The sequence below is a fragment of the Pseudomonas sp. H3_E07 genome, assembly GCF_054668895.1.
Map to the genome: position 1 here is coordinate 4,093,819 of NZ_CP162795.1, position 17,129 is coordinate 4,110,947.

The following is a 17,129-nucleotide window of genomic DNA, read 5'->3' on the forward strand; positions in this document are numbered from 1 at the left end:
CGGTTGGAATGCGTTTCAAGCCAGGTTATTTGCAGTCGACCTCACCAAACGATCCAAGCCCATCGCGATCATCGGCTTGTTGCGCTTGTAGCGTACCCAGCGTTCGCTGAGGGATTGCGGGAGCACAGTGTTCTGGGTGAAACCCATGCGTTGGTACAAGCCTTCCAGGTCCGGATGACATAGCAACCACACGGTGCCTTCCACCTCGGCCACGGCTGCATCAATCACACGCTTCGCCAAGCCCTGGCCACGATACGCGGGGTCGACAAACACCCCGGTCAACCACTGCCCACCGACCACCGGCGTCAGGCACAGCCCGGCGACAATCTCGCTTTCACGCGCCACCCATAGACGCCCGCCCTTGAGCGCCTTCATCGACGAATTGTGGCTGCGGTAAAACTTGTTCAGCAGCGGCCACAGGGGCTCTGCCAGCGGTTCGATATGCAAGTTGGGCATGGTGTTCAGGCGACGTTATCAAGGGCCGAGGATTATAAGCGCCTTCTGCCGGGCAATAGGTGGTATACCCAGTGCTACATCCCCTTTCAGTGGAGCATGCATCATGGCCAAAGGTATGGATTCAAAGAAAGCCGCGAAAAAGAAACCGGCAAAGACCGCCGACGAAAAACGCGCCGACAAGAAAGCCAAGAAAACCGAGACAGGTCTGTTCGGGCACTGAGACCCGTTTTTGAACGAACTCAGCTTTTGGGGGACTCGGCGGCCAGCGCGGCAATCACGGCTGGTCGCTGACCCACCCGCTGCTCAAACGCCGCCAGCGCCGGCCATTCGCGCAGATCAATCGCGTGGAGGGCCGCCCAGCGTAGCACCACGAACAGGTACGCATCCGCCACTGAGTACTGCGCCCCCAGCAAATAATCCTGGCGCTCCAGCGTCTGCACCAGCACGGCAAATCGCTTGAACAGCGTGGCCTGGAACATGGCCCGCACCTCGCCCTGAATCACGCCGTTGAAGAACACTGCCAACCCACCGTGCACTTCGGTGGCGATAAAATTCAGCCATTCCTGCAAACGCACGCGCTCCCAGCTGCCATTGGCCGGCGCGAGATTCGCTGTGGGTTTCAGGTCGGCCAGGTACTGCAGGATCGCGCTCGCTTCAGTCAGCACCTGGCCGTTGTCCAGTTTCAGCGCCGCAACATAGCCTTTGGGGTTGATCTGCAGGAAGTCTTCGCCCTCGGCGGTGGTCTTGGCCTGGTTATCCACCAGCACCAGGTCGAAGGGAATCGCCAATTCGCGCAGCACGATATGCGGGGCGAGGGAACAGGCATGGGGGAAGAAATACAGTTTCATCTGGGGCAGCTCCGTTGAATTTGCGCCAGTCTCGCGGGCATGGCACCGTGCGTAAAATTAAACGTTCAGACCCCCGCCATAAGGACAGCTACTGCCATGATGAACCTGATGCACTGGCGCCTGCTGGTAGCCGTGGCCGATCACGGCAGCATCACCGCCGCCGCCGAGCGCGTGGGCATGACCCAATCCGCCGCCAGCCAGGCCATGGCCGGCATGGAGGCGACGCTGGGCGCACAGCTGTTTACCCGTGAACCGCGCAAGACTTTGCCCACCGCCTTGGGGTTGAGTGTGATCGCGCAGGCGCGGGTGATGCTCGCGGCCTTGCAGACGATTCGTAGCACCGTGGACGAAGCCCGCCCGATGCTGCGCGGGACGATTCGCATCGCCAGTTTCCCCATGGTGCTGGCGACGTTTCTGACGCCGCTGTTGTTGCGTTTTGCTCAGCTCTATCCGGGTATTGAGGTCACTACTCTGGACGTCACCGACAACGAAGTGCTCACCCTGCTCGACGCGGACCTGATCGACCTGGGCGTAGTGCTTAACCCCAAGCCCGAGCGCAATGCCACGGTGCTGGGCCGGGACTTCTGGATGGCCGTGCTTGCGACAGACCATGCGCTGGCGCAACGCCCGGCCGATGCGACTGTGGCGCTTGAGGAATTACTTGAGCAGCCGTTCGTCCTTGCCACCGGTGGCTGTACCGCGAATGCGCGCAGCCTGGGTGCCGCAGCGGGATTGACGCTGCGCGATATCCGCGTGGAAGTGCGCGAATGGAACAGCGCCTTCAGCCTGGTACGCGAAGGTGTCGGCGTGACGCTGGTGCCGGAAATGGCCCTGCCGGCCCAGCGCAAGGGCTTGCGTGTCATGCCACTGACGGTGCCGCTGCACCGTGAGTTTGCCTTGGTCGGCTCGCCGACCCGTCCCCCTTCGGCCGCTGCCAACGCGTTGTTAGCAATGGTGGCTGATTAGTGGCCTTGCATAGCGCCAAGCTCTGTCTATGCTCACCCAGAACCGTTGATGACGCTTGGCATATAAAGCGATTCGGATGGTTATTTCCCCATGAAGGTGTGCCAGCACTGTCTAACAAATGAATGGAATGCGCCTCCAGGCGCCGGGAACCCAGGGTGATCTGACCATGTTCAACCGCCACCACAAATCCGACCTGCAACAAATCGAACGTTTCTCCTGCGCCCTCACCGAATCCAACGCCAAACTGGCGGCCATCAGCCGTTCCATGGCCATGATCGAGTTCGACGCCAGTGGTGTGATCCTCGACGCCAACGACAACTTCTGCAACACCATGGGCTACAGCGCCGAGGAGATCCGCGGTGAACATCACCGCCTCTTTTGCGACGAGGCCTACACCCACACCGACGCCTACGCCAAGCTGTGGCGCGACCTGGCGCGGGGCGAGGCCCTTAGTGGCACCTTCATGCGCCTGAACAAGCACGGCCAGGAAGTGTGGCTGGAAGCCAGCTACATGCCGGTGCTGGACAAGGACAACCAGGTGCAGAGCGTGATCAAGGTCGCGTCGGATATCACTGCGCGGGTCCATCACGAACATGAAAACCAGAGCTTGATCGACGCCATCGGCCGTTCCATGGCGGTGATCGAGTTCACCCCGCAGGGCCAGATCCTTAACGCCAACGAAAACTTCCTGAAGACGGTGCAGTATTCCCTGGATGAAATCGTCGGCCAGCACCACAGCATGTTTTGCCACCGCAACGAAGTGGAATCGCCGGCCTACAAGGCGTTCTGGGCGTCGCTCAACCGCGGCGAATACCACTCGCATCGCTTCGAGCGTAAAAACAAATACGGCAAGACCCTGTTTCTGGAGGCCTCCTACAACCCGATCTTTGACACCAATGGGCGCCTGTACAAGGTGGTGAAGTTCGCCAGCGACATCACCGACCAGGTCACCACCCTGCGTAACGCCGCCGATTCGGCCCATGCCACTTCGGTGCAAAACGACGCCTGCGCACGCAAGGGGTCGGAGGTGGTGCAGCAAACCGTGCAGATCATCGAAGAAATTTCCCATGATCTGAACCAAGCGGCGGTGAGTATCGACGCCGTGAGCAAGCAATCGGACATCATCGGCGCCATCGTGCAGACCATTCGCAGCATTGCCGAACAGACCAATATGCTGGCGCTCAACGCCGCGATCGAAGCGGCACGGGCCGGTGAGCATGGGCGTGGCTTTGCAGTGGTGGCAGACGAAGTGCGCAGCCTGGCGGCGCGGACCAGCCAGGCGACGGTGGAAATCGTCGATGTGGTGCGCAAGAACCATGATCTGTCGCTGAGTGCAGTGTCGAGCATGCAATCGAGCTTGAGTCGCACAGGCGTGGGAGTGGAATTGGCGAATGAAGCAGGTCAGGTGATCCTGGAGATTCAGGAAGGGTCACGGCATGTGGTGGATGCGATCGGGCAGTTCAATTCGACGTTGCAGCTGCAATAACCCAATCCCTGCAGGCGCCGGCTTGCCGGCGATAGCATCACCTCGGTCTCTCTGATTCACCGGGGCGCCTGCATCGCCGGCAAGCCGGCGCCTACCGTTGATCGTGGTGCTTGTTAGATCGAAGCCAGGGTTTCTTTCACTGTCTGGGCCTGTGGGTCAGCGGTTTTTGCCGCGACCTGCTGCTCTTGCTGCTGCTTCAAGCGCTCTGCCACTTGCTTGGAAAAGGCATCCTGTTTTTCCTTCGACATGTTCTGCAAGTCTGCCTCGGTCAAACCCTGCTCCTTGAGCAGTTGGTCACGGATGCGCTCGGCCGGGGATTTGCTCATGTAGTCGGTGAATTCCGAGCGCGCACCGGAGGTGGTGCTGGTCGCCGGTACATCGCTGGTCGACGCGCTCGTCTGCAACTGCACGCGGGTCTTGGCAAAGGCTTCGTCGATACGGTCGGTCGCCTTGTCCAATTCCTTCTGTGCGGCCGGCACGGTCACGCTTTGCTGCGCCGCTTGCAGGGCACCGCTGTACAGCGCGCTGGCAGCGGCGTTGGCGGGGTCCATGTCGGGCCGCTTGATCTGTTGAACGGTCGACACGGCTTGGGTGTTGTTGTTGTTAACCAGCATGATCGGTCACCTGTGGAAATGTTCTGTGCCACAGCTGGAGCAAATAGCGTGCCGGGTGCCAGGTGCCCGGTTTTATTGGGGATAGCGTGGCCGTTGCGGCAAACTATGTCCCGCAGGCGGCCAGCCATTGCCGTTAATGGGCGATGTTTTCCAGCGCCAGGTTACGCGTACGCGGCCCGAACCAACTGATGGTGATCATCACGATCAACATGCTGCTGGCGATAAACGCCAGCACCCCCGGTGTGCCCAGGTGTTCGAGGATAAAGCCGATCAACAGGCTGCTGAACACGGTGGATAAGCGGCTGAACGAATAGCAGAACCCCACCGCCCGTGCGCGGATGTTGGTGGGGAACAGTTCGCTCTGGTACGAGTGATAACTGAAGCTCAGCCAGGCGTTGCAGAAGATGATCATCACCCCACAGATCACCAAACCCACCGCCGTGGTTTGCAAGGCAAACAGGCTGCCGAAGATCACTGCGCCCAGGGCCGAGCCGACGATCTGCCATTTGTTTTCAAAACGGTTGGCCACCTTCACGAACAGCAACGGCCCCAGGGGGTAGGCGAGGGTGATGATGAAGGCGTAGAGCAAACTGTGGGTCACGCTGACGCCTTGGCCCGACAGCAACGCCGGCAACCAATTGCCAAAGCCGAAGAAGCCGATGGCCTGGAACACATGGAACACGATCAGCATCAACGCGCGGCGGCGGTACGGCGGTTGCCAGATATCGGCAAAGCGGCCGCTGCCCTGCACGCTGACGGTTTCTGGCTCGGGCTCATCCAAGGGTTTGCCATGATCCTTCTGACAGCGCGCTTCGAGGCTGTCCATGATCACACCGGCCTCTTCGAAACGCCCCTTTTGCGCAAGCCAACGCGGTGATTCCGGCAAGCGCTTGCGCAATTGCCAGATAAACAGTGCAAACACTGCGCTCGACAACACCACCCAACGCCAGCCCGATACGCCGAACGGTGCTTGTGGCACCAGCCACCATGACATCAACGCCACCGCCGGTACCGACAGGAACTGGATGAAGAACGCAAAGGCAAACGCCGAGCTGCGCATGCGCTTGGGCACCAGTTCCGAGAGGTAGGCGTCGATGGTCACCAGCTCGATGCCCAGGCCAATGCCCACCAGGAAGCGCATGCAGATGATGCCCAGGGCGGACGTCTGGATGCCCATCAACACCGTGGCGACGGTGTACCAGACCAGCGCAAAGGTGAAGATCGCCCGCCGGCCGTAACGGTCGGCGATGGGGCTGAGCAGGCTGGCGCCAAGGAACAGGCCGAGGAAGGTTGCCGAGGCAAAGGCGGCCTGGTCCGAAAAGCCGAATACGCCCTCGCTGCCGGTATGGAAAATCCCGTCGCTGATCAGGCCAGGGCTGATATAAGCGGTCTGGAACAGGTCATACAGCTCGAAAAAGCCGCCGATGGACAGCAACGCTACCAAGCGCCAGACCGTGGCGACGGCGGGGAGGCGGTCGATGCGGGCGCTGATGTGGGCGGCGCGGATGGGGTCGATGCCGTCGGTGGTGGAGGTGAGTGTGGACATGGGCGAGATTCCAGGTGCAGTGACCTGGAATCTTAGCTGGCTAACGGAAATCGCTGCGTGTGAAGTTGTGCCCGGTTGGTTGCTCATTCGCTGGTTTATTGCGCAAAGACTCTCTTTTCAAAGGTTTTATGGCGGACGGGTTCAGTAGCTGATGGGGATCTCGAAAGTCTGAAAGGCATCGTCTACCGGTTGATAGCCCAGTACTCGGGTGGTTTCGCTCAAATCCAGCCGCTTGAAACGGTTATTGGAAATCCCATGGGCGATCAGGTGTTTTACCCCCTCGGTTTCCACCGCACGTTGCAGCAACTGCACCGCATCCCGTGGGCTGAGCCAGGCGCTGAGGTCACGGGCGTTGTTCAGGTCATGGGTTTCGGGGAATTCAAAGGCACCGATGCGCAGGGCAATGGTCGACAGCGGGGTTTTGGCGGCGTAGTAACCGCAGAGTGCCTCGCCGTAGCATTTGCTCACGCCGTACAGGTTGGCGGGCATCACCGGCATGCCGGGCGTGATCTGGCGGTCCACCGGGTAGCCTTCGATGGTTTGCGCGCTGCTGGCGAATACCAGGCGCTTGACCCCGGCGGCCACGGCGGCTTCGAACAGGTAAGTGGTGGCGAGGATGTTATTGGGCAACAGTTCTTCGAACGAGGCGCTGGCGTGGGGGATGCCCGATAGGTGCACGATCACGTCGATGCCGTCGAGCAATGCTGCCAGGCTGGATTGATCGCTGAGGTCAGCGTGCACGAAGCGGTGCTCGCCCAGGTCAAAATCCGGCGCCATGCGGTCGGTGAGGGTAAAGCGGTAACGGTCTTTCGAGGCGTCGAAAAACGTCTTGCCGATTCTGCCGCAGGCGCCGGTGAGCAATATGTTGAGTCCTTTCACGCGTAATCCTTGTTTTAGTTATGGCCGTCGAGCGCGAAGGTCTTGAAGCCAGGGCGCTGGCTGAGGCGCAAGTAATACGCCTCCACCGCGGGGTAGGGCGGATGCGCCAGAGGGGCGTTGCGCCAGCGGTGTACGGAGAGGCCGACGAGGATGTCTGCCAGGGTGAACTCATCGCCGGTTACGTAGGCGCCGGTCTTGCTCAGCTGTTGCTCCAGCAAGCCCATCTTGTCGTTCCAGGCTTGCACGCCGGCCTGGATGCGCTGCGGGTCCTGATAATCCGGGTTCTGGCGCACCAGCGCGTGGAACGCGTAGCCCCAGGACGGGTTGAGTTCGGTAGCTTGCCAGTCCATCCATTGCTCCACCCGGGCCCGTGGCGCGGGTTCGGCGGGGAGCAGGTCGTGGCGTTGGTAAAGGCTGACGAGGTACCGGCAAATGGTGTTGGACTCCCATAGCACGCCATGGTCGTCGATCAGCACCGGCACTTGGGCGTTGGGGTTTAGGGCCAGGAACTCGGCGGACTGGGTGGGCTTGAAGCCGATGCCCCAGTCTTCGCGCTGGTAGTCGATGCCGAGTTCCTGGCAGGTCCAGAGCACTTTACGCACGTTGATGGAGGACGTACGGCCCAAGATTTTCAGTGAGTGTCCCATGGTGCTTCCCTGGCAGTGGAGAGCAGCCAATCTAGCAGGGCGCAAGCGGGCATGGTTAAAAAATGTGGGAGGGGGCTTGCTCCCGATTGCAGTGGGTCAGCTACCTGTAAGTTGACTGACCCACCGCTATCGGGGGCAAGCCCCCTCCCACATTTTTTCGAGTAAGGCCTTAACAGCATGGTGTGTGCTGGTCCATGGCCTTGCCTACCAGCAATACACTTAGCTCGCTCAGTTGGTGGATAGCCAGGGCTACATCGCGGTGCTTGCCGGTGAGGTCATCGGACAGGTCGAGCAGCAAGGTGCTGACGGAGCACACGGTTTCGTAGCTGTTGATCAGCAGGGTTTCGGTGGGGGTATCAGGGATGACGGTGAAGAGCGTATGCGTGGGGATGCTGTGCATTATTGACGTACCTGATCTGGGCTGATACCTGATCGCTACTAAACGAGGGTGGCAGCTGTACGCAGGTTAGTAGACCGGTATCCCACACAAACCCGGCGCACCCGAAGGCGCCCTGCGCACAGCCACCATCAAGCATCGATAGGTTCATGCAGCTTGTGTGAGGAAGCGGGGCTACTAAACCCGATCACCGAGACATTCAGCGACCGGCCAACCTTAGAGACCCTCACCCTGACGCACAAGCCGGCGGATTCTGACGTAAGCGTAGGCAACCGGGCAAGGCGCTTACCGCAATGTCAGGCGCTTCCTACAGGCGTCCTACGTACTCTCGCGCACCTGCAACTCAAACCCCATGTCCACCACCGGCTTGGCGATCTTGTTACCTGCCATGATCGTCAACAAATGTTCTGCCGCCCGCCGACCGATCGCCTCACGCGGAGTACTGATGCTGCTCAGGCGCGGCACCATGAACGAGGATGCCGGCAAGTCGTTGAACCCCAGCACTGCCACACGCTCCGGTACTTTGATGCCATGGCGCAGGGCTTCCAGCAGCGCGCCCTGGGCCAGGTCGTCGTTGCCGAAGAAGATCGCGTCTACGTCCGGATGAGCCGCCAGCAACTGTAAAAACAACTCGCCACCCAGTCCCACGGAAGAAGGGCGCGGCGTCAGCAATTCCAGCGCCGGGTCGTACAGTCCAGCCTGCTGCAGTGCGCGGCGGAAACCTTCGCCTCGCAGCAATGTGCGCTGGTCCAGTTGTGCACCGATGTAGGCCAGGCGCTTGCGCCCGCGGGACAGCAAATGCGCCGCCGCCGTCTCGCCCGCCGCGAGTTGCGAGAACCCTACGCAGTTCACGCCGGCGTTGGGGTCCAGATCCATCATGTAGACGCAGGGCACATTGCTGGCCTCGACCATCCGTCGGGCGCTTTCTGTGCGATCAAACCCGGTCAGCAGCAAACCCCGTGGCTGGTAGGCCATGTAGTTGCGCAGCAGGTTTTCTTCTTCGTCGCGGGAATAGTGGGAGTTGCCGATCAGCACTTCAAAGCCCTTGGGACGCAGCACTTGGTGGATGGCTTCAAGGGTTTCGATAAACAGCAGGTTGGACAGCGACGGCACCAACACCACCACCGAATGGCTCTGGGCCGAGGCCAGTGCACGGGCGGCAGGGTTGACCACGTACTTGAGTTCAGCGGCGGCCTGCTGCACTTTTTCCACCAGTTCGGTGGCCACGGTGCTGATGCCGCGCAGGGCACGTGAGGCGGTAATCGGGCTGACGCCGGCCAGGCGGGCGACTTCGTTGAGAGTCGGGCGACCCGTGGTGCGTAATTTTTTATCGTTCTTGGAGGTCATCAGGCGGCTTGCCAAACAAAAATCGAGGCACTAAGGTAGCGCTGTCTCCAAAGGGCTGCAAATTCTTGAACGCTGGGTTGCCTGATCCGGTTCAAACGATTGGAGAGGATGCACGCGTCACTCCATAAAAAAAGACAAGACGGCGCGGGAAAAGCCTGTTTTTGCACTAGCCTTACAGCGTGCAAAGGTAGCGCTATCTGCGTCCTGAGGTGTTTCATGAGTCAACCTGTTACCGCCCTGGTCATCATGGGTGTTTCCGGCTGTGGCAAGTCCAGCGTCAGCGAGGCCCTGTGCCGCCTGAACGGTGCCACTGCCATTGAAGGCGACAGCTTTCACCCTGCCGCCAATATCGAAAAGATGAGCGCCGGCCACCCCCTCAACGACGACGACCGCGCCGGCTGGCTCGACATCCTTTGCGATGAACTGCGCCGTTCGCTCAAAGCGGGCGAGCACCCCGTGCTCACCTGTTCCGCCCTCAAAAAGAAATACCGCGACCACCTGCGCGAAGCAGCGCCGGGTCTGGGTTTCGTGTTCCTGGAGCTGACCCGCGCCGTGGCCGCCGACCGTGTGTCTCATCGCCCCGGCCATTTCATGCCAGCCAGCCTGATCGACAGCCAGTTCGCCACCCTTGAATCGCCTAAAGGCGAGCCGCTGACCCTGGCCCTCAACGCCAGTGAAGACAGCGTCGAGGCATTGGCCGAGCAGACACACGCCTGGTGGCTGCAACACGGCTTTGAACCTACTCATTAATTTTTTGCCGGAAAAGATAGCGCTATCCCCGGCAGGAAATTCAACACCCGCTTTAATAACAACAACAAACAGGAGAGACCCCCCATGTTTGGCATGTCCCACGAGTCCTACTTACTGCTAGATGCAGTCGTTACCATCATCGGGTTGATCGTTCTGATCACCAAGTTCAAGGTGCACCCGTTCATCGCGCTGATCATCGCGGCCGGCTTCCTCGGCCTGACCTCGGGCATGCCCGTGGACAAGATCATCAAGGCGTTCCAGGACGGCTTCGGCGGGGTGCTCGGCTTTGTCGGCATCATCCTTGCGCTGGGCACGATGCTCGGCAAGATGATGGCCGAATCCGGCGGTGCCGATCAGATCGCCCAAACCTTGATCCGCGCCTTCGGCAAAGAGAAGGTCCAGTGGGCCATGATGTTCGCCGCGTTCCTGGTGGGCATCCCGCTGTTCTTCGAGATCGGCTTTGTGCTGCTGATCCCGCTGGTGTTTATCGTCGCGCGCCGCACCGGCGTGTCGCTGATCAAGATCGGCATCCCGCTGCTCGCCGGCCTGTCGGCGGTGCATGGCCTGGTACCACCACATCCGGGGCCGCTGCTGGCCATCGGCGTGTTTGGCGCGGATATCGGCAAGACCATTCTGTACGGCCTGATCGTCGCTTTGCCGACCGCCATTATCGCCGGTCCGATCTTCGGTACGTTTATCGCCAAGTACATCCCGGGCAATCCGTCCCAGGAACTGGTCGATCAATTGGCTCGCGAGACTGATAACAAGTCGCTGCCAAGCTTCGGCATCACCCTGGTCACCGTGCTGCTGCCGGTGTTCCTGATGCTGCTGAAGACCTTCGCCGACATCGCGTTTGCCGAAGGTAACGTGGTACGCAACTGGATGGACATGATCGGTCACCCGATCACCGCCTTGCTGCTGGCTCTGTTGCTGTCGCTGTACACCTTTGGCCATCGCCAGGGCATCCACTCCAAGCAGATCCTCAAGCTACTCGACGCCAGTCTGGCGCCGACCGCGGCGATCATCCTGATCATCGGCGCCGGTGGTGGCTTCAAGCAGATGCTGGTGACCAGCGGCGTGGGCGACGTCATCGGCCATATGGCGGTGAACGCGCAGATCAATCCGATCCTGTTGGCGTGGCTGGTGGCGGCAGTGATTCGTGTGGCGACCGGTTCGGCCACGGTGGCGACCATTACCGGCGCGGGCATCGTGGTGCCAGTGGTAGGGATGATTCCGGGCGTCAACCGTGAGCTGCTGGTGTTGGCGACGGGGGCGGGTTCGTTGATCCTGTCTCACGTCAACGATGCGGGGTTCTGGCTGGTGAAGCAGTACTTCAACATGACCGTGGCCGAGACGTTCAAGACCTGGACGGCGATGGAGACCATTCTGTCCGTCGTGGCGTTGATCTTCATCATGTTGCTGTCGTTGGTGGTGTAAGCCACACCGCAGCATCCCATGGGGTCACCCAATCAAATGTGGGAGGGGGCTTGCCCCCGATAGCAGAGTGTCAGTCATTGCATCCGGTGACTGAACCACTGCCATCGGGGGCAAGCCCCTTCCCACATGTTTGAGCGCATTTCTTCGGGGAAATTGGGTCAGGCTTTAGGGGTCAGCCCATCTGCCCGGAACATCCCGCGAATACCGCGTACCGCCTGGCGAATCCGGTCCTGGTTTTCGATCAGTGCAAAGCGCACATGGTCATCACCATACTCGCCAAAGCCGATGCCTGGCGACACACACACCTTGGCTTCCAGCAGCAGCTTCTTGGCAAACTCCAGCGAACCCAGGGCGGCATATTGCTCTGGAATCTTCGCCCAGACGTACATCGACGCCTTCGGGTTCTCCACCATCCAGCCCAACTCATGCAGGCCTTTGACCAGAACATTGCGGCGCTGGCGGTACTGCTCGGCGATGTCTTTCACGCACTGTTGGTCGCCTTCCAGCGCGGCAATCGCCGCCACTTGCAGCGGGGTGAAGGTGCCGTAGTCGTGGTAGCTCTTGATCCGCGCCAGGGCGTTGACCAGTTCCGGGTTACCCACCATGAAACCGATGCGCCAGCCGGCCATGTTGTAGCTCTTGGACAGGGTGAAAAACTCCACCGCAATGTCCTTGGCACCCGGCACTTGCATGATCGACGGGGCTTTCCAACCGTCGTAGACGATGTCGGCGTAGGCCAGGTCGTGGATCACCAGCACGTCGTATTGCTTGGCCAGGGCGATCACACGTTCGAAGAAGTCCAGTTCCACGCATTGCGCGGTCGGGTTGGACGGAAAGCCCAGGATCATCATCTTCGGCTTGGGAATCGAGCCGCGAATGGCCCGTTCCAGCTCCGCGAAGAAATCCACGCCAGGCACCAGCGGCACCGAACGCACCTGGGCGCCGGCAATCACCGCACCGTAGATGTGGATCGGGTAGCTCGGGTTGGGCACCAGTACGGTGTCGCCCTGGTCCAGTGTGGCCAGCATCAAGTGCGCCAGGCCTTCCTTGGAGCCGATGGTGACGATGGCTTCCGATTCGGGGTCAATGTCCACTTCATAGCGGTCTTTGTACCAGCGCGAAATCGCCCGGCGCAGACGCGGAATGCCTTTGGACGTGGAGTAACCGTGGGTGTCTTCACGCTGGGCGACTTGCACGAGTTTTTCGACAATGTGCGGCGGCGTGGGGCCGTCAGGGTTGCCCATGCTCAGGTCGATGATGTCTTCGCCGCGCCGACGCGCAGCCATCTTCAGTTCGGCCGTAATGTTGAAAACGTAAGGGGGGAGTCGATCTATGCGCGCAAAGCGGCGCGGCGAACCTTGGTCTGCCATTGTTGCCTCGAAGTACGTAAGCGCCCGGAACCGTCCGAGCGACGTCGGCCACTGCGGTGGCCTGCGGGGCAGACAATACGGTCGATGATGGCCAGTTGTCCAGATGCGTAGGAAAATTTTCTGCATGGAGTCCAGCGCGAATATGCCCCTATACTCGATGCGGGTTTGTTCCCTCATAAGAAGGAGACTGTTCGTATGGATCAGCAGACAAAACAACCGTTAGAGCCACGCATGGAAGCCGGTAAAGCCTTGGTGATCGCCGGGGTGCAAGGGCGTTATTCGAAGGCCACCGTGGGGGATATCCCCAAATTGTGGGAGTTGTTCGATACCTGTATCAAGGACATCAAGCAGCGTGTGGGCGGCGTGACGTATGGCGTTTGCCATAACCCCAGGCAGGGCGAATTCGACTACATGGCCGGTGTCGAAGTCCCCACCAAAGGCGATGTGCCGAGCAACTTCGAATTCATCGAAATCCCACCGCTCAACTACGCCGTGTTCCCGCACTACGGGCCGGTACAGGCGCTTGAGCAGACGTACGAGCGCATCATGTTTGAATGGCTGCCGCACTCGGGCTACAAGGTGATGGGCGCGGATTTTGAGCGCTACAGCGCGGATTTTGATGCGCGCAAGGGCACCGGGACGGTGGAGATCTGGTTGCCGGTGGGGCAGAAGGTCTGACTGGAACAGGGGCTGGTAGTCGGGCCCCTGTCAGCTCGGTGTCGAGCGCTAGACGCCCCCACGACACCAAGGGTGCCTTGGGGGCCGCAGGCCATGGCATAAAACGCAACGTTGCCCTGGGCCAGGACCACTTCGCCGTTGTTACCGACCCCCGAGTCAGGATTGCCGCTGGCGTCGAAGCCCTCTTGAGGGGGGGATTACCGAAGCTCAGATCCTTGCCGCCTACGGTCTTGGTGTGCGTGCCCGAACGCCTGGAAGGAATACTCATTGGCCTGCTCCTTGGGTTCAAGTTATGCATACGCTACATGTTGAGCGTGTCGAAGTCGGCCTGATCGAAGACCCACCTCAACCTGCGCTCATACCCAATCCGTCCCTTATATGCCTCCCCACTGTCCACCCAGCCAGCCCTCAGATACAGCCCCATTGCCGCCACATTGTCCGCGTCCACCGACAATTCCAGGCCCTTGATCTGCGGCCACGCTTGCCGTGCCGCCGCCGGAAGGGCTTGCAAACAGGCCTTGCCGAATCCGCGCCCTTGTTGATGCCGATCCACTTGCAATGCATGCAAGGTCGCGCTGTGTTCATCGGCCCAGTGGGGCAGGCAGGGTGGGCGTTTGAGCAGGAGGAAGGCCACGGGCAGGTCGTCGGCGAGCAGGGCGAAGCCTTTGATGGCGCCAGGTTTGGGATTGACCAGCAGGCTGTTCAGCGCGCAGTGGATATCACCGGAATACGCCAGTTGCTCGGGATGCACGTGCAGGGTGTCGAGTTGCTGTTTCTGCACAAGGCTCAACGTCTCATAAAGGGCGAGGCGGGTTTCCATCGGGGGCGTATCCGAAATGCTACAAAGAGGCCTGGATTCTAGCGGGTTTACCGGGGCGAAAATATTTTTAAGCGGCGTGTCGATTTGCCGAAGGGCCATTCGACTAAGGGTGTCTTTCGTGATTTTCACCCCCAAGGAGTACCGCCATGAGCACTGCCATCAACGCCCTGATCGAACAATGGAAACACGCCGTCAGCGCCAAGGATGTCGAGAAAATAGTCAGCTTCTACGCCGACGATATCGTCGCGTTCGACGCCGTTAACGCCCTGCAGTTCAAAGGCAAGGCCGCTTACCAGGCGCACTGGCAGGCCTGCATGGAGTTCTGCCCCGGCCCGGGCATGTTTGACTTTCATGAGCTGCATATCGTCGCCGCCGAGGACAGCGCGTTTGCCCACTGGCTCGCCCGCTGCGGTGGCACTGGGCCGGATGGCGTGCTCAAGACCTGCTGGATGCGGGTCACCGCCGGTTACCAGCGTATCGACGGCCAATGGAAAGTGGTGCATGAGCACTGGTCCGCACCGTTCGACATGGAAACCGGCGCCGGTCTGTTCGACCTGAAACCTTGACCGTCGCGATCTATAGTCAGTAATCCGAAAACGGAGAACGCCATGAAATACCTGTGCCTGGTCTACAGCGAAGAAGCGTTGCTGCACAGTCTGCCCGACAGTCCCAAGGACCCGGAATGCCACGCATACGCCGAAGCCGTTCACGGCAGCGGCCGCATGCTCGCCGCCCAAGCGCTGGAGTCGGTGAGCACCGCCACCACCGTGCGGATGCGCAATGGCAAGTTATCGATCACCGACGGACCCTTTGCCGAGACCAAGGAGCAACTCGCCGGGTTCTACCTGATTGAGGCCCGTGACTTGAATGAAGCGATCCAGGTGGCCGGCGGCATTCCGGCTGCCCGGGTCGGCAGTGTGGAAGTGCGCCCCGTGCGTGAATTGAATCTCTGAACAGAACAACCATAAGACTCAAGAGGTTTACCCCATGTCTACGCAACCTGCCGAGTTTGAATTGTCCATCAGCCGCGTGATCGATGCGCCGCGCAGCCGGGTGTTCCGCGCCTGGACCGAACCTGCCTTGCTCCAGCAATGGTGGGGCCCCCACGGCATGACCACCCCCGAGTGCGAAATGAACCTGTGGGTCGGTGGCCTGTTTCGCACCTTGATGCGGGCGCCGGACGGTGCCGAGTACCCGACGCAGGGTGTGTTTCTGGAAATCGATGCGCCCAATCGACTGGTGTTTACTGACGCCTTCATGCCCGGCTGGATCCCCTCGGGCAAGCCGTTCATGAGCGCCGAAGTCACCTTCGAAGAGGTCGACGGCAAGACGCTTTACACCGCTCGCGCCATGCACTGGAGTGCCGAAGACAAGCAGGCCCACGAAGCCATGGGCTTTCATGACGGCTGGGGCCAGAGCCTGGATCGTTTGGTCACCCTGGTGACCCAGGGCATGCCCGATTGACCCTGTCGGTCGAGGCCATTTACCGCAGCGAATCACGCCGGGTGCTCGCGACGCTGATTCGCTTGCTGGGTGACTTCGACCTGGCCGAGGAAGCCCTGCACGAAGCGTTTTTCGTGGCGGTGCAGCGCTGGCCGCTGGACGGTGTGCCGGACAATCCACGGGCTTGGCTGGTGTCGACTGGTCGCTTCAAGGCCATCGACCGGCTGCGCCGCGAGGCGCGTTTCACTCCGTTGCTGCAGGAACAGGCCGATGCGCTGGAAGCGGCTGACTGGAGTGACCAAGACGTGGAAGACGACCGCCTGCGGTTGATCTTCACCTGCTGCCACCCGGCGTTGGCGGCGGATGCCCAGGCCGCGCTGACCTTACGTGAGATCTGTGACCTCACCACCGAAGAAATCGCCCGCGCGTTCCTGGCCACACCCGCCACCATCGCCCAGCGCATCGTGCGGGCCAAGGGCAAGATCCGCGAGGCCAAGATCCCTTACCAAGTGCCATCCCTGGACGAATTGCCCGAGCGGCTGGACAGTGTATTGCGGGTGATTTACCTGGTGTTCAACGAGGGGTATTCGGCGTCCATGGGCGCTGACCTGACCCGTGAAGCGTTGACGCGCGAAGCCATTCGCCTGGGGCGTTTGTTGCTGGAATTGCTGCCCGAGCCCGAAGTCATGGGGCTGCTCGCACTGATGCTGTTGCATGAGTCCCGACGCCCGGCGCGCACCTCGGCCAACGGAGAGTTGGTGCTGCTGGATGAACAGGACCGCTCGCTGTGGGATGCCGCCCTGATTGCCGAAGGTTGCGCGTTGGTAGAGCAGGCGCTGGGCACTCGGCGCTTTGGCCCGTATGGCCTGCAAGCGGCCATCGCGGCAGTGCATGCTGAAGCGTCGCGTGCAGATGAGACGGACTGGCCGCAGATCGTCGGGCTCTACGATGTATTGCTCAGGGCGGCGCCATCACCGGTGATCGAATTGAACCGCGCCGTGGCGCTGGCTATGCGGGATGGGCCGTTGGCAGGGTTGCAGCAAGTGGAGGGGATTCTGGCGCGCGGTGAGTTGCTGGATTACCACTGGGTGCATTCGGCGCGGGGGGAGTTTTGTCGGCAATTGGGGCGAGTTGAAGAGGCGCGCGCAGCTTACGAAAAAGCCCTGTCACTGACCCAGCAAGCTCCGGAGAAACGCTTCCTCGAACAACGCCTGGCCGAGCTGCAATCGCCCCTCCGCTGACGATCCAAATATGGGCGCTGGCTTGCCAGCGCCCACAGTGAACCGGGCTGTTTGCACTGTCTGGGTTATGGCTGCTGACGCGTCGCGGCCAACACGATCTCACGAATGCGCACATGCTGCGGCTACTCAGTCATCGGATTAAGCTATGGATGTGCGTCACCTCAAGGCATTTCTCACGGTCTTTGAAGAGCGCAACACCAGCGT

Annotated in this window: 18 protein-coding genes and 2 pseudogenes; 10 read left to right on the top strand and 10 right to left on the bottom strand. The window is 60.6% G+C overall.

Going from position 1 to position 17,129, the window contains the following annotated elements; translation table 11 throughout:
* Positions 1 to 15 precede the first annotated feature (15 nt).
* Together AB4O08_RS18765 and gstA are read right to left on the bottom strand one after the other, a co-directional pair.
* Entirely contained in the window at positions 16 to 456 is a 441-nt protein-coding gene (locus AB4O08_RS18765) for a GNAT family N-acetyltransferase (RefSeq protein WP_021491266.1), read from the bottom strand.
* A gap of 239 nt (positions 457 to 695) precedes the next feature.
* Entirely contained in the window at positions 696 to 1,304 is a 609-nt protein-coding gene (gene gstA, locus AB4O08_RS18770; protein WP_021491267.1) for a glutathione transferase GstA, read from the bottom strand.
* A gap of 96 nt (positions 1,305 to 1,400) precedes the next feature.
* Here gstA and AB4O08_RS18775 point away from each other — a divergent pair, with 96 nt between their 5' ends.
* From AB4O08_RS18775 to AB4O08_RS18785, 3 genes and pseudogenes are all read left to right on the top strand, one after another.
* Positions 1,401 to 2,270 (top strand): LysR family transcriptional regulator, encoded by an 870-nt coding sequence (locus AB4O08_RS18775; protein ID WP_460114266.1) that lies wholly within the window; start codon positions 1,401 to 1,403, stop codon positions 2,268 to 2,270.
* Between the two features lie 271 nt (positions 2,271 to 2,541).
* A pseudogene (locus AB4O08_RS18780) lies at positions 2,542 to 3,165 on the top strand (PAS domain-containing protein); the annotation flags it as partial.
* Between the two features lie 165 nt (positions 3,166 to 3,330).
* A pseudogene (locus tag AB4O08_RS18785) lies at positions 3,331 to 3,756 on the top strand (methyl-accepting chemotaxis protein); the annotation flags it as partial.
* A 113-nt stretch (positions 3,757 to 3,869) separates the two neighbouring features.
* Here AB4O08_RS18785 and AB4O08_RS18790 read toward each other — a convergent pair.
* The 6 genes from AB4O08_RS18790 to gntR all read right to left on the bottom strand — a co-directional run bounded on the left by AB4O08_RS18790 (position 3,870) and on the right by gntR (position 9,189).
* Positions 3,870 to 4,370 (bottom strand): hypothetical protein, encoded by a 501-nt coding sequence (locus AB4O08_RS18790; RefSeq protein ID WP_460114267.1) that lies wholly within the window; start codon positions 4,368 to 4,370, stop codon positions 3,870 to 3,872.
* Between the two features lie 133 nt (positions 4,371 to 4,503).
* On the bottom strand, positions 4,504 to 5,916 hold the full coding sequence (locus AB4O08_RS18795; RefSeq protein WP_460114268.1) for an MFS transporter: 1,413 nt from the start codon (positions 5,914 to 5,916) through the stop codon (positions 4,504 to 4,506).
* 141 nt (positions 5,917 to 6,057) lie between these two features.
* Complete coding sequence (locus AB4O08_RS18800) at positions 6,058 to 6,795, bottom strand: NAD-dependent epimerase/dehydratase family protein (RefSeq protein WP_460114269.1); 738 nt, start codon at positions 6,793 to 6,795, stop codon at positions 6,058 to 6,060.
* A gap of 14 nt (positions 6,796 to 6,809) precedes the next feature.
* Positions 6,810 to 7,442 (bottom strand): glutathione S-transferase family protein, encoded by a 633-nt coding sequence (locus AB4O08_RS18805; protein ID WP_010208229.1) that lies wholly within the window; start codon positions 7,440 to 7,442, stop codon positions 6,810 to 6,812.
* A 169-nt stretch (positions 7,443 to 7,611) separates the two neighbouring features.
* A complete protein-coding gene (locus tag AB4O08_RS18810) occupies positions 7,612 to 7,842 on the bottom strand; it encodes a DUF6124 family protein (protein WP_044287756.1) in 231 nt (76 codons plus the stop codon).
* Between the two features lie 315 nt (positions 7,843 to 8,157).
* On the bottom strand, positions 8,158 to 9,189 hold the full coding sequence (gene gntR / locus AB4O08_RS18815; protein ID WP_031290552.1) for an HTH-type transcriptional regulator GntR: 1,032 nt from the start codon (positions 9,187 to 9,189) through the stop codon (positions 8,158 to 8,160).
* A gap of 213 nt (positions 9,190 to 9,402) precedes the next feature.
* Here gntR and AB4O08_RS18820 point away from each other — a divergent pair, with 213 nt between their 5' ends.
* The gene (locus AB4O08_RS18820) at positions 9,403 to 9,936 is read left to right on the top strand and encodes a gluconokinase (protein ID WP_010208233.1); all 534 of its coding nucleotides are present in this window, start codon (positions 9,403 to 9,405) and stop codon (positions 9,934 to 9,936) included.
* 84 nt (positions 9,937 to 10,020) lie between these two features.
* Positions 10,021 to 11,373 (top strand): GntP family permease, encoded by a 1,353-nt coding sequence (locus AB4O08_RS18825; protein WP_010208235.1) that lies wholly within the window; start codon positions 10,021 to 10,023, stop codon positions 11,371 to 11,373.
* A gap of 158 nt (positions 11,374 to 11,531) precedes the next feature.
* Here the strand turns inward: AB4O08_RS18825 and alaC are convergent, their stop codons facing one another.
* The gene (alaC, locus tag AB4O08_RS18830; protein ID WP_010208236.1) at positions 11,532 to 12,743 is read right to left on the bottom strand and encodes an alanine transaminase; all 1,212 of its coding nucleotides are present in this window, start codon (positions 12,741 to 12,743) and stop codon (positions 11,532 to 11,534) included.
* Positions 12,744 to 12,938: 195 nt separating this feature from the next.
* On the opposite strand from alaC, the gene AB4O08_RS18835 reads away from it, so the two are divergent.
* The gene (locus AB4O08_RS18835) at positions 12,939 to 13,421 is read left to right on the top strand and encodes a GyrI-like domain-containing protein (protein ID WP_010208237.1); all 483 of its coding nucleotides are present in this window, start codon (positions 12,939 to 12,941) and stop codon (positions 13,419 to 13,421) included.
* 301 nt (positions 13,422 to 13,722) lie between these two features.
* Here AB4O08_RS18835 and AB4O08_RS18840 read toward each other — a convergent pair whose 3' ends face one another.
* The gene (locus AB4O08_RS18840) at positions 13,723 to 14,241 is read right to left on the bottom strand and encodes a GNAT family N-acetyltransferase (RefSeq protein WP_460114270.1); all 519 of its coding nucleotides are present in this window, start codon (positions 14,239 to 14,241) and stop codon (positions 13,723 to 13,725) included.
* A gap of 146 nt (positions 14,242 to 14,387) precedes the next feature.
* Here AB4O08_RS18840 and AB4O08_RS18845 point away from each other — a divergent pair, with 146 nt between their 5' ends.
* Genes AB4O08_RS18845 through AB4O08_RS18860 form a run of 4 tightly spaced genes read left to right on the top strand, consistent with a single transcriptional unit; the run spans position 14,388 to position 16,925 of the window.
* Positions 14,388 to 14,807, top strand: coding sequence for a YybH family protein (locus AB4O08_RS18845; protein WP_460114271.1), 420 nt, complete (start codon positions 14,388 to 14,390; stop codon positions 14,805 to 14,807).
* A 42-nt stretch (positions 14,808 to 14,849) separates the two neighbouring features.
* Positions 14,850 to 15,194, top strand: coding sequence for a YciI family protein (locus AB4O08_RS18850; RefSeq protein ID WP_010208240.1), 345 nt, complete (start codon positions 14,850 to 14,852; stop codon positions 15,192 to 15,194).
* 34 nt (positions 15,195 to 15,228) lie between these two features.
* Positions 15,229 to 15,705, top strand: a complete 477-nt coding sequence (locus AB4O08_RS18855; RefSeq protein ID WP_044287754.1) for an SRPBCC family protein — start codon at positions 15,229 to 15,231, stop codon at positions 15,703 to 15,705.
* Positions 15,702 to 16,925, top strand: a complete 1,224-nt coding sequence (locus AB4O08_RS18860) for an RNA polymerase sigma factor (RefSeq protein WP_021491275.1) — start codon at positions 15,702 to 15,704, stop codon at positions 16,923 to 16,925. Before AB4O08_RS18855 ends, AB4O08_RS18860 begins: the two co-directional genes overlap by 4 nt.
* Positions 16,926 to 17,129 lie beyond the last annotated feature (204 nt).

Excerpts from the sequence above, each read along its gene's own strand:
- AB4O08_RS18855 (WP_044287754.1), top strand. The coding sequence starts at position 15,229 with ATGTCTACGCAACCTGCCGAGTTTGAATTGTCCATCAGCCGCGTGATC.
- alaC (WP_010208236.1), bottom strand. The coding sequence starts at position 12,743 with ATGGCAGACCAAGGTTCGCCGCGCCGCTTTGCGCGCATAGATCGACTC.
- AB4O08_RS18805 (WP_010208229.1), bottom strand. The coding sequence starts at position 7,442 with ATGGGACACTCACTGAAAATCTTGGGCCGTACGTCCTCCATCAACGTG.
- AB4O08_RS18825 (WP_010208235.1), top strand. The coding sequence starts at position 10,021 with ATGTTTGGCATGTCCCACGAGTCCTACTTACTGCTAGATGCAGTCGTT.
- AB4O08_RS18845 (WP_460114271.1), top strand. The coding sequence starts at position 14,388 with ATGAGCACTGCCATCAACGCCCTGATCGAACAATGGAAACACGCCGTC.
- AB4O08_RS18795 (WP_460114268.1), bottom strand. The coding sequence starts at position 5,916 with ATGTCCACACTCACCTCCACCACCGACGGCATCGACCCCATCCGCGCC.
- AB4O08_RS18765 (WP_021491266.1), bottom strand. The coding sequence starts at position 456 with ATGCCCAACTTGCATATCGAACCGCTGGCAGAGCCCCTGTGGCCGCTG.
- AB4O08_RS18850 (WP_010208240.1), top strand. The coding sequence starts at position 14,850 with ATGAAATACCTGTGCCTGGTCTACAGCGAAGAAGCGTTGCTGCACAGT.
- gstA (WP_021491267.1), bottom strand. The coding sequence starts at position 1,304 with ATGAAACTGTATTTCTTCCCCCATGCCTGTTCCCTCGCCCCGCATATC.
- AB4O08_RS18790 (WP_460114267.1), bottom strand. The coding sequence starts at position 4,370 with ATGCTGGTTAACAACAACAACACCCAAGCCGTGTCGACCGTTCAACAG.
- AB4O08_RS18810 (WP_044287756.1), bottom strand. The coding sequence starts at position 7,842 with ATGCACAGCATCCCCACGCATACGCTCTTCACCGTCATCCCTGATACC.
- AB4O08_RS18820 (WP_010208233.1), top strand. The coding sequence starts at position 9,403 with ATGAGTCAACCTGTTACCGCCCTGGTCATCATGGGTGTTTCCGGCTGT.
- AB4O08_RS18835 (WP_010208237.1), top strand. The coding sequence starts at position 12,939 with ATGGATCAGCAGACAAAACAACCGTTAGAGCCACGCATGGAAGCCGGT.
- AB4O08_RS18840 (WP_460114270.1), bottom strand. The coding sequence starts at position 14,241 with ATGGAAACCCGCCTCGCCCTTTATGAGACGTTGAGCCTTGTGCAGAAA.
- AB4O08_RS18775 (WP_460114266.1), top strand. The coding sequence starts at position 1,401 with ATGATGAACCTGATGCACTGGCGCCTGCTGGTAGCCGTGGCCGATCAC.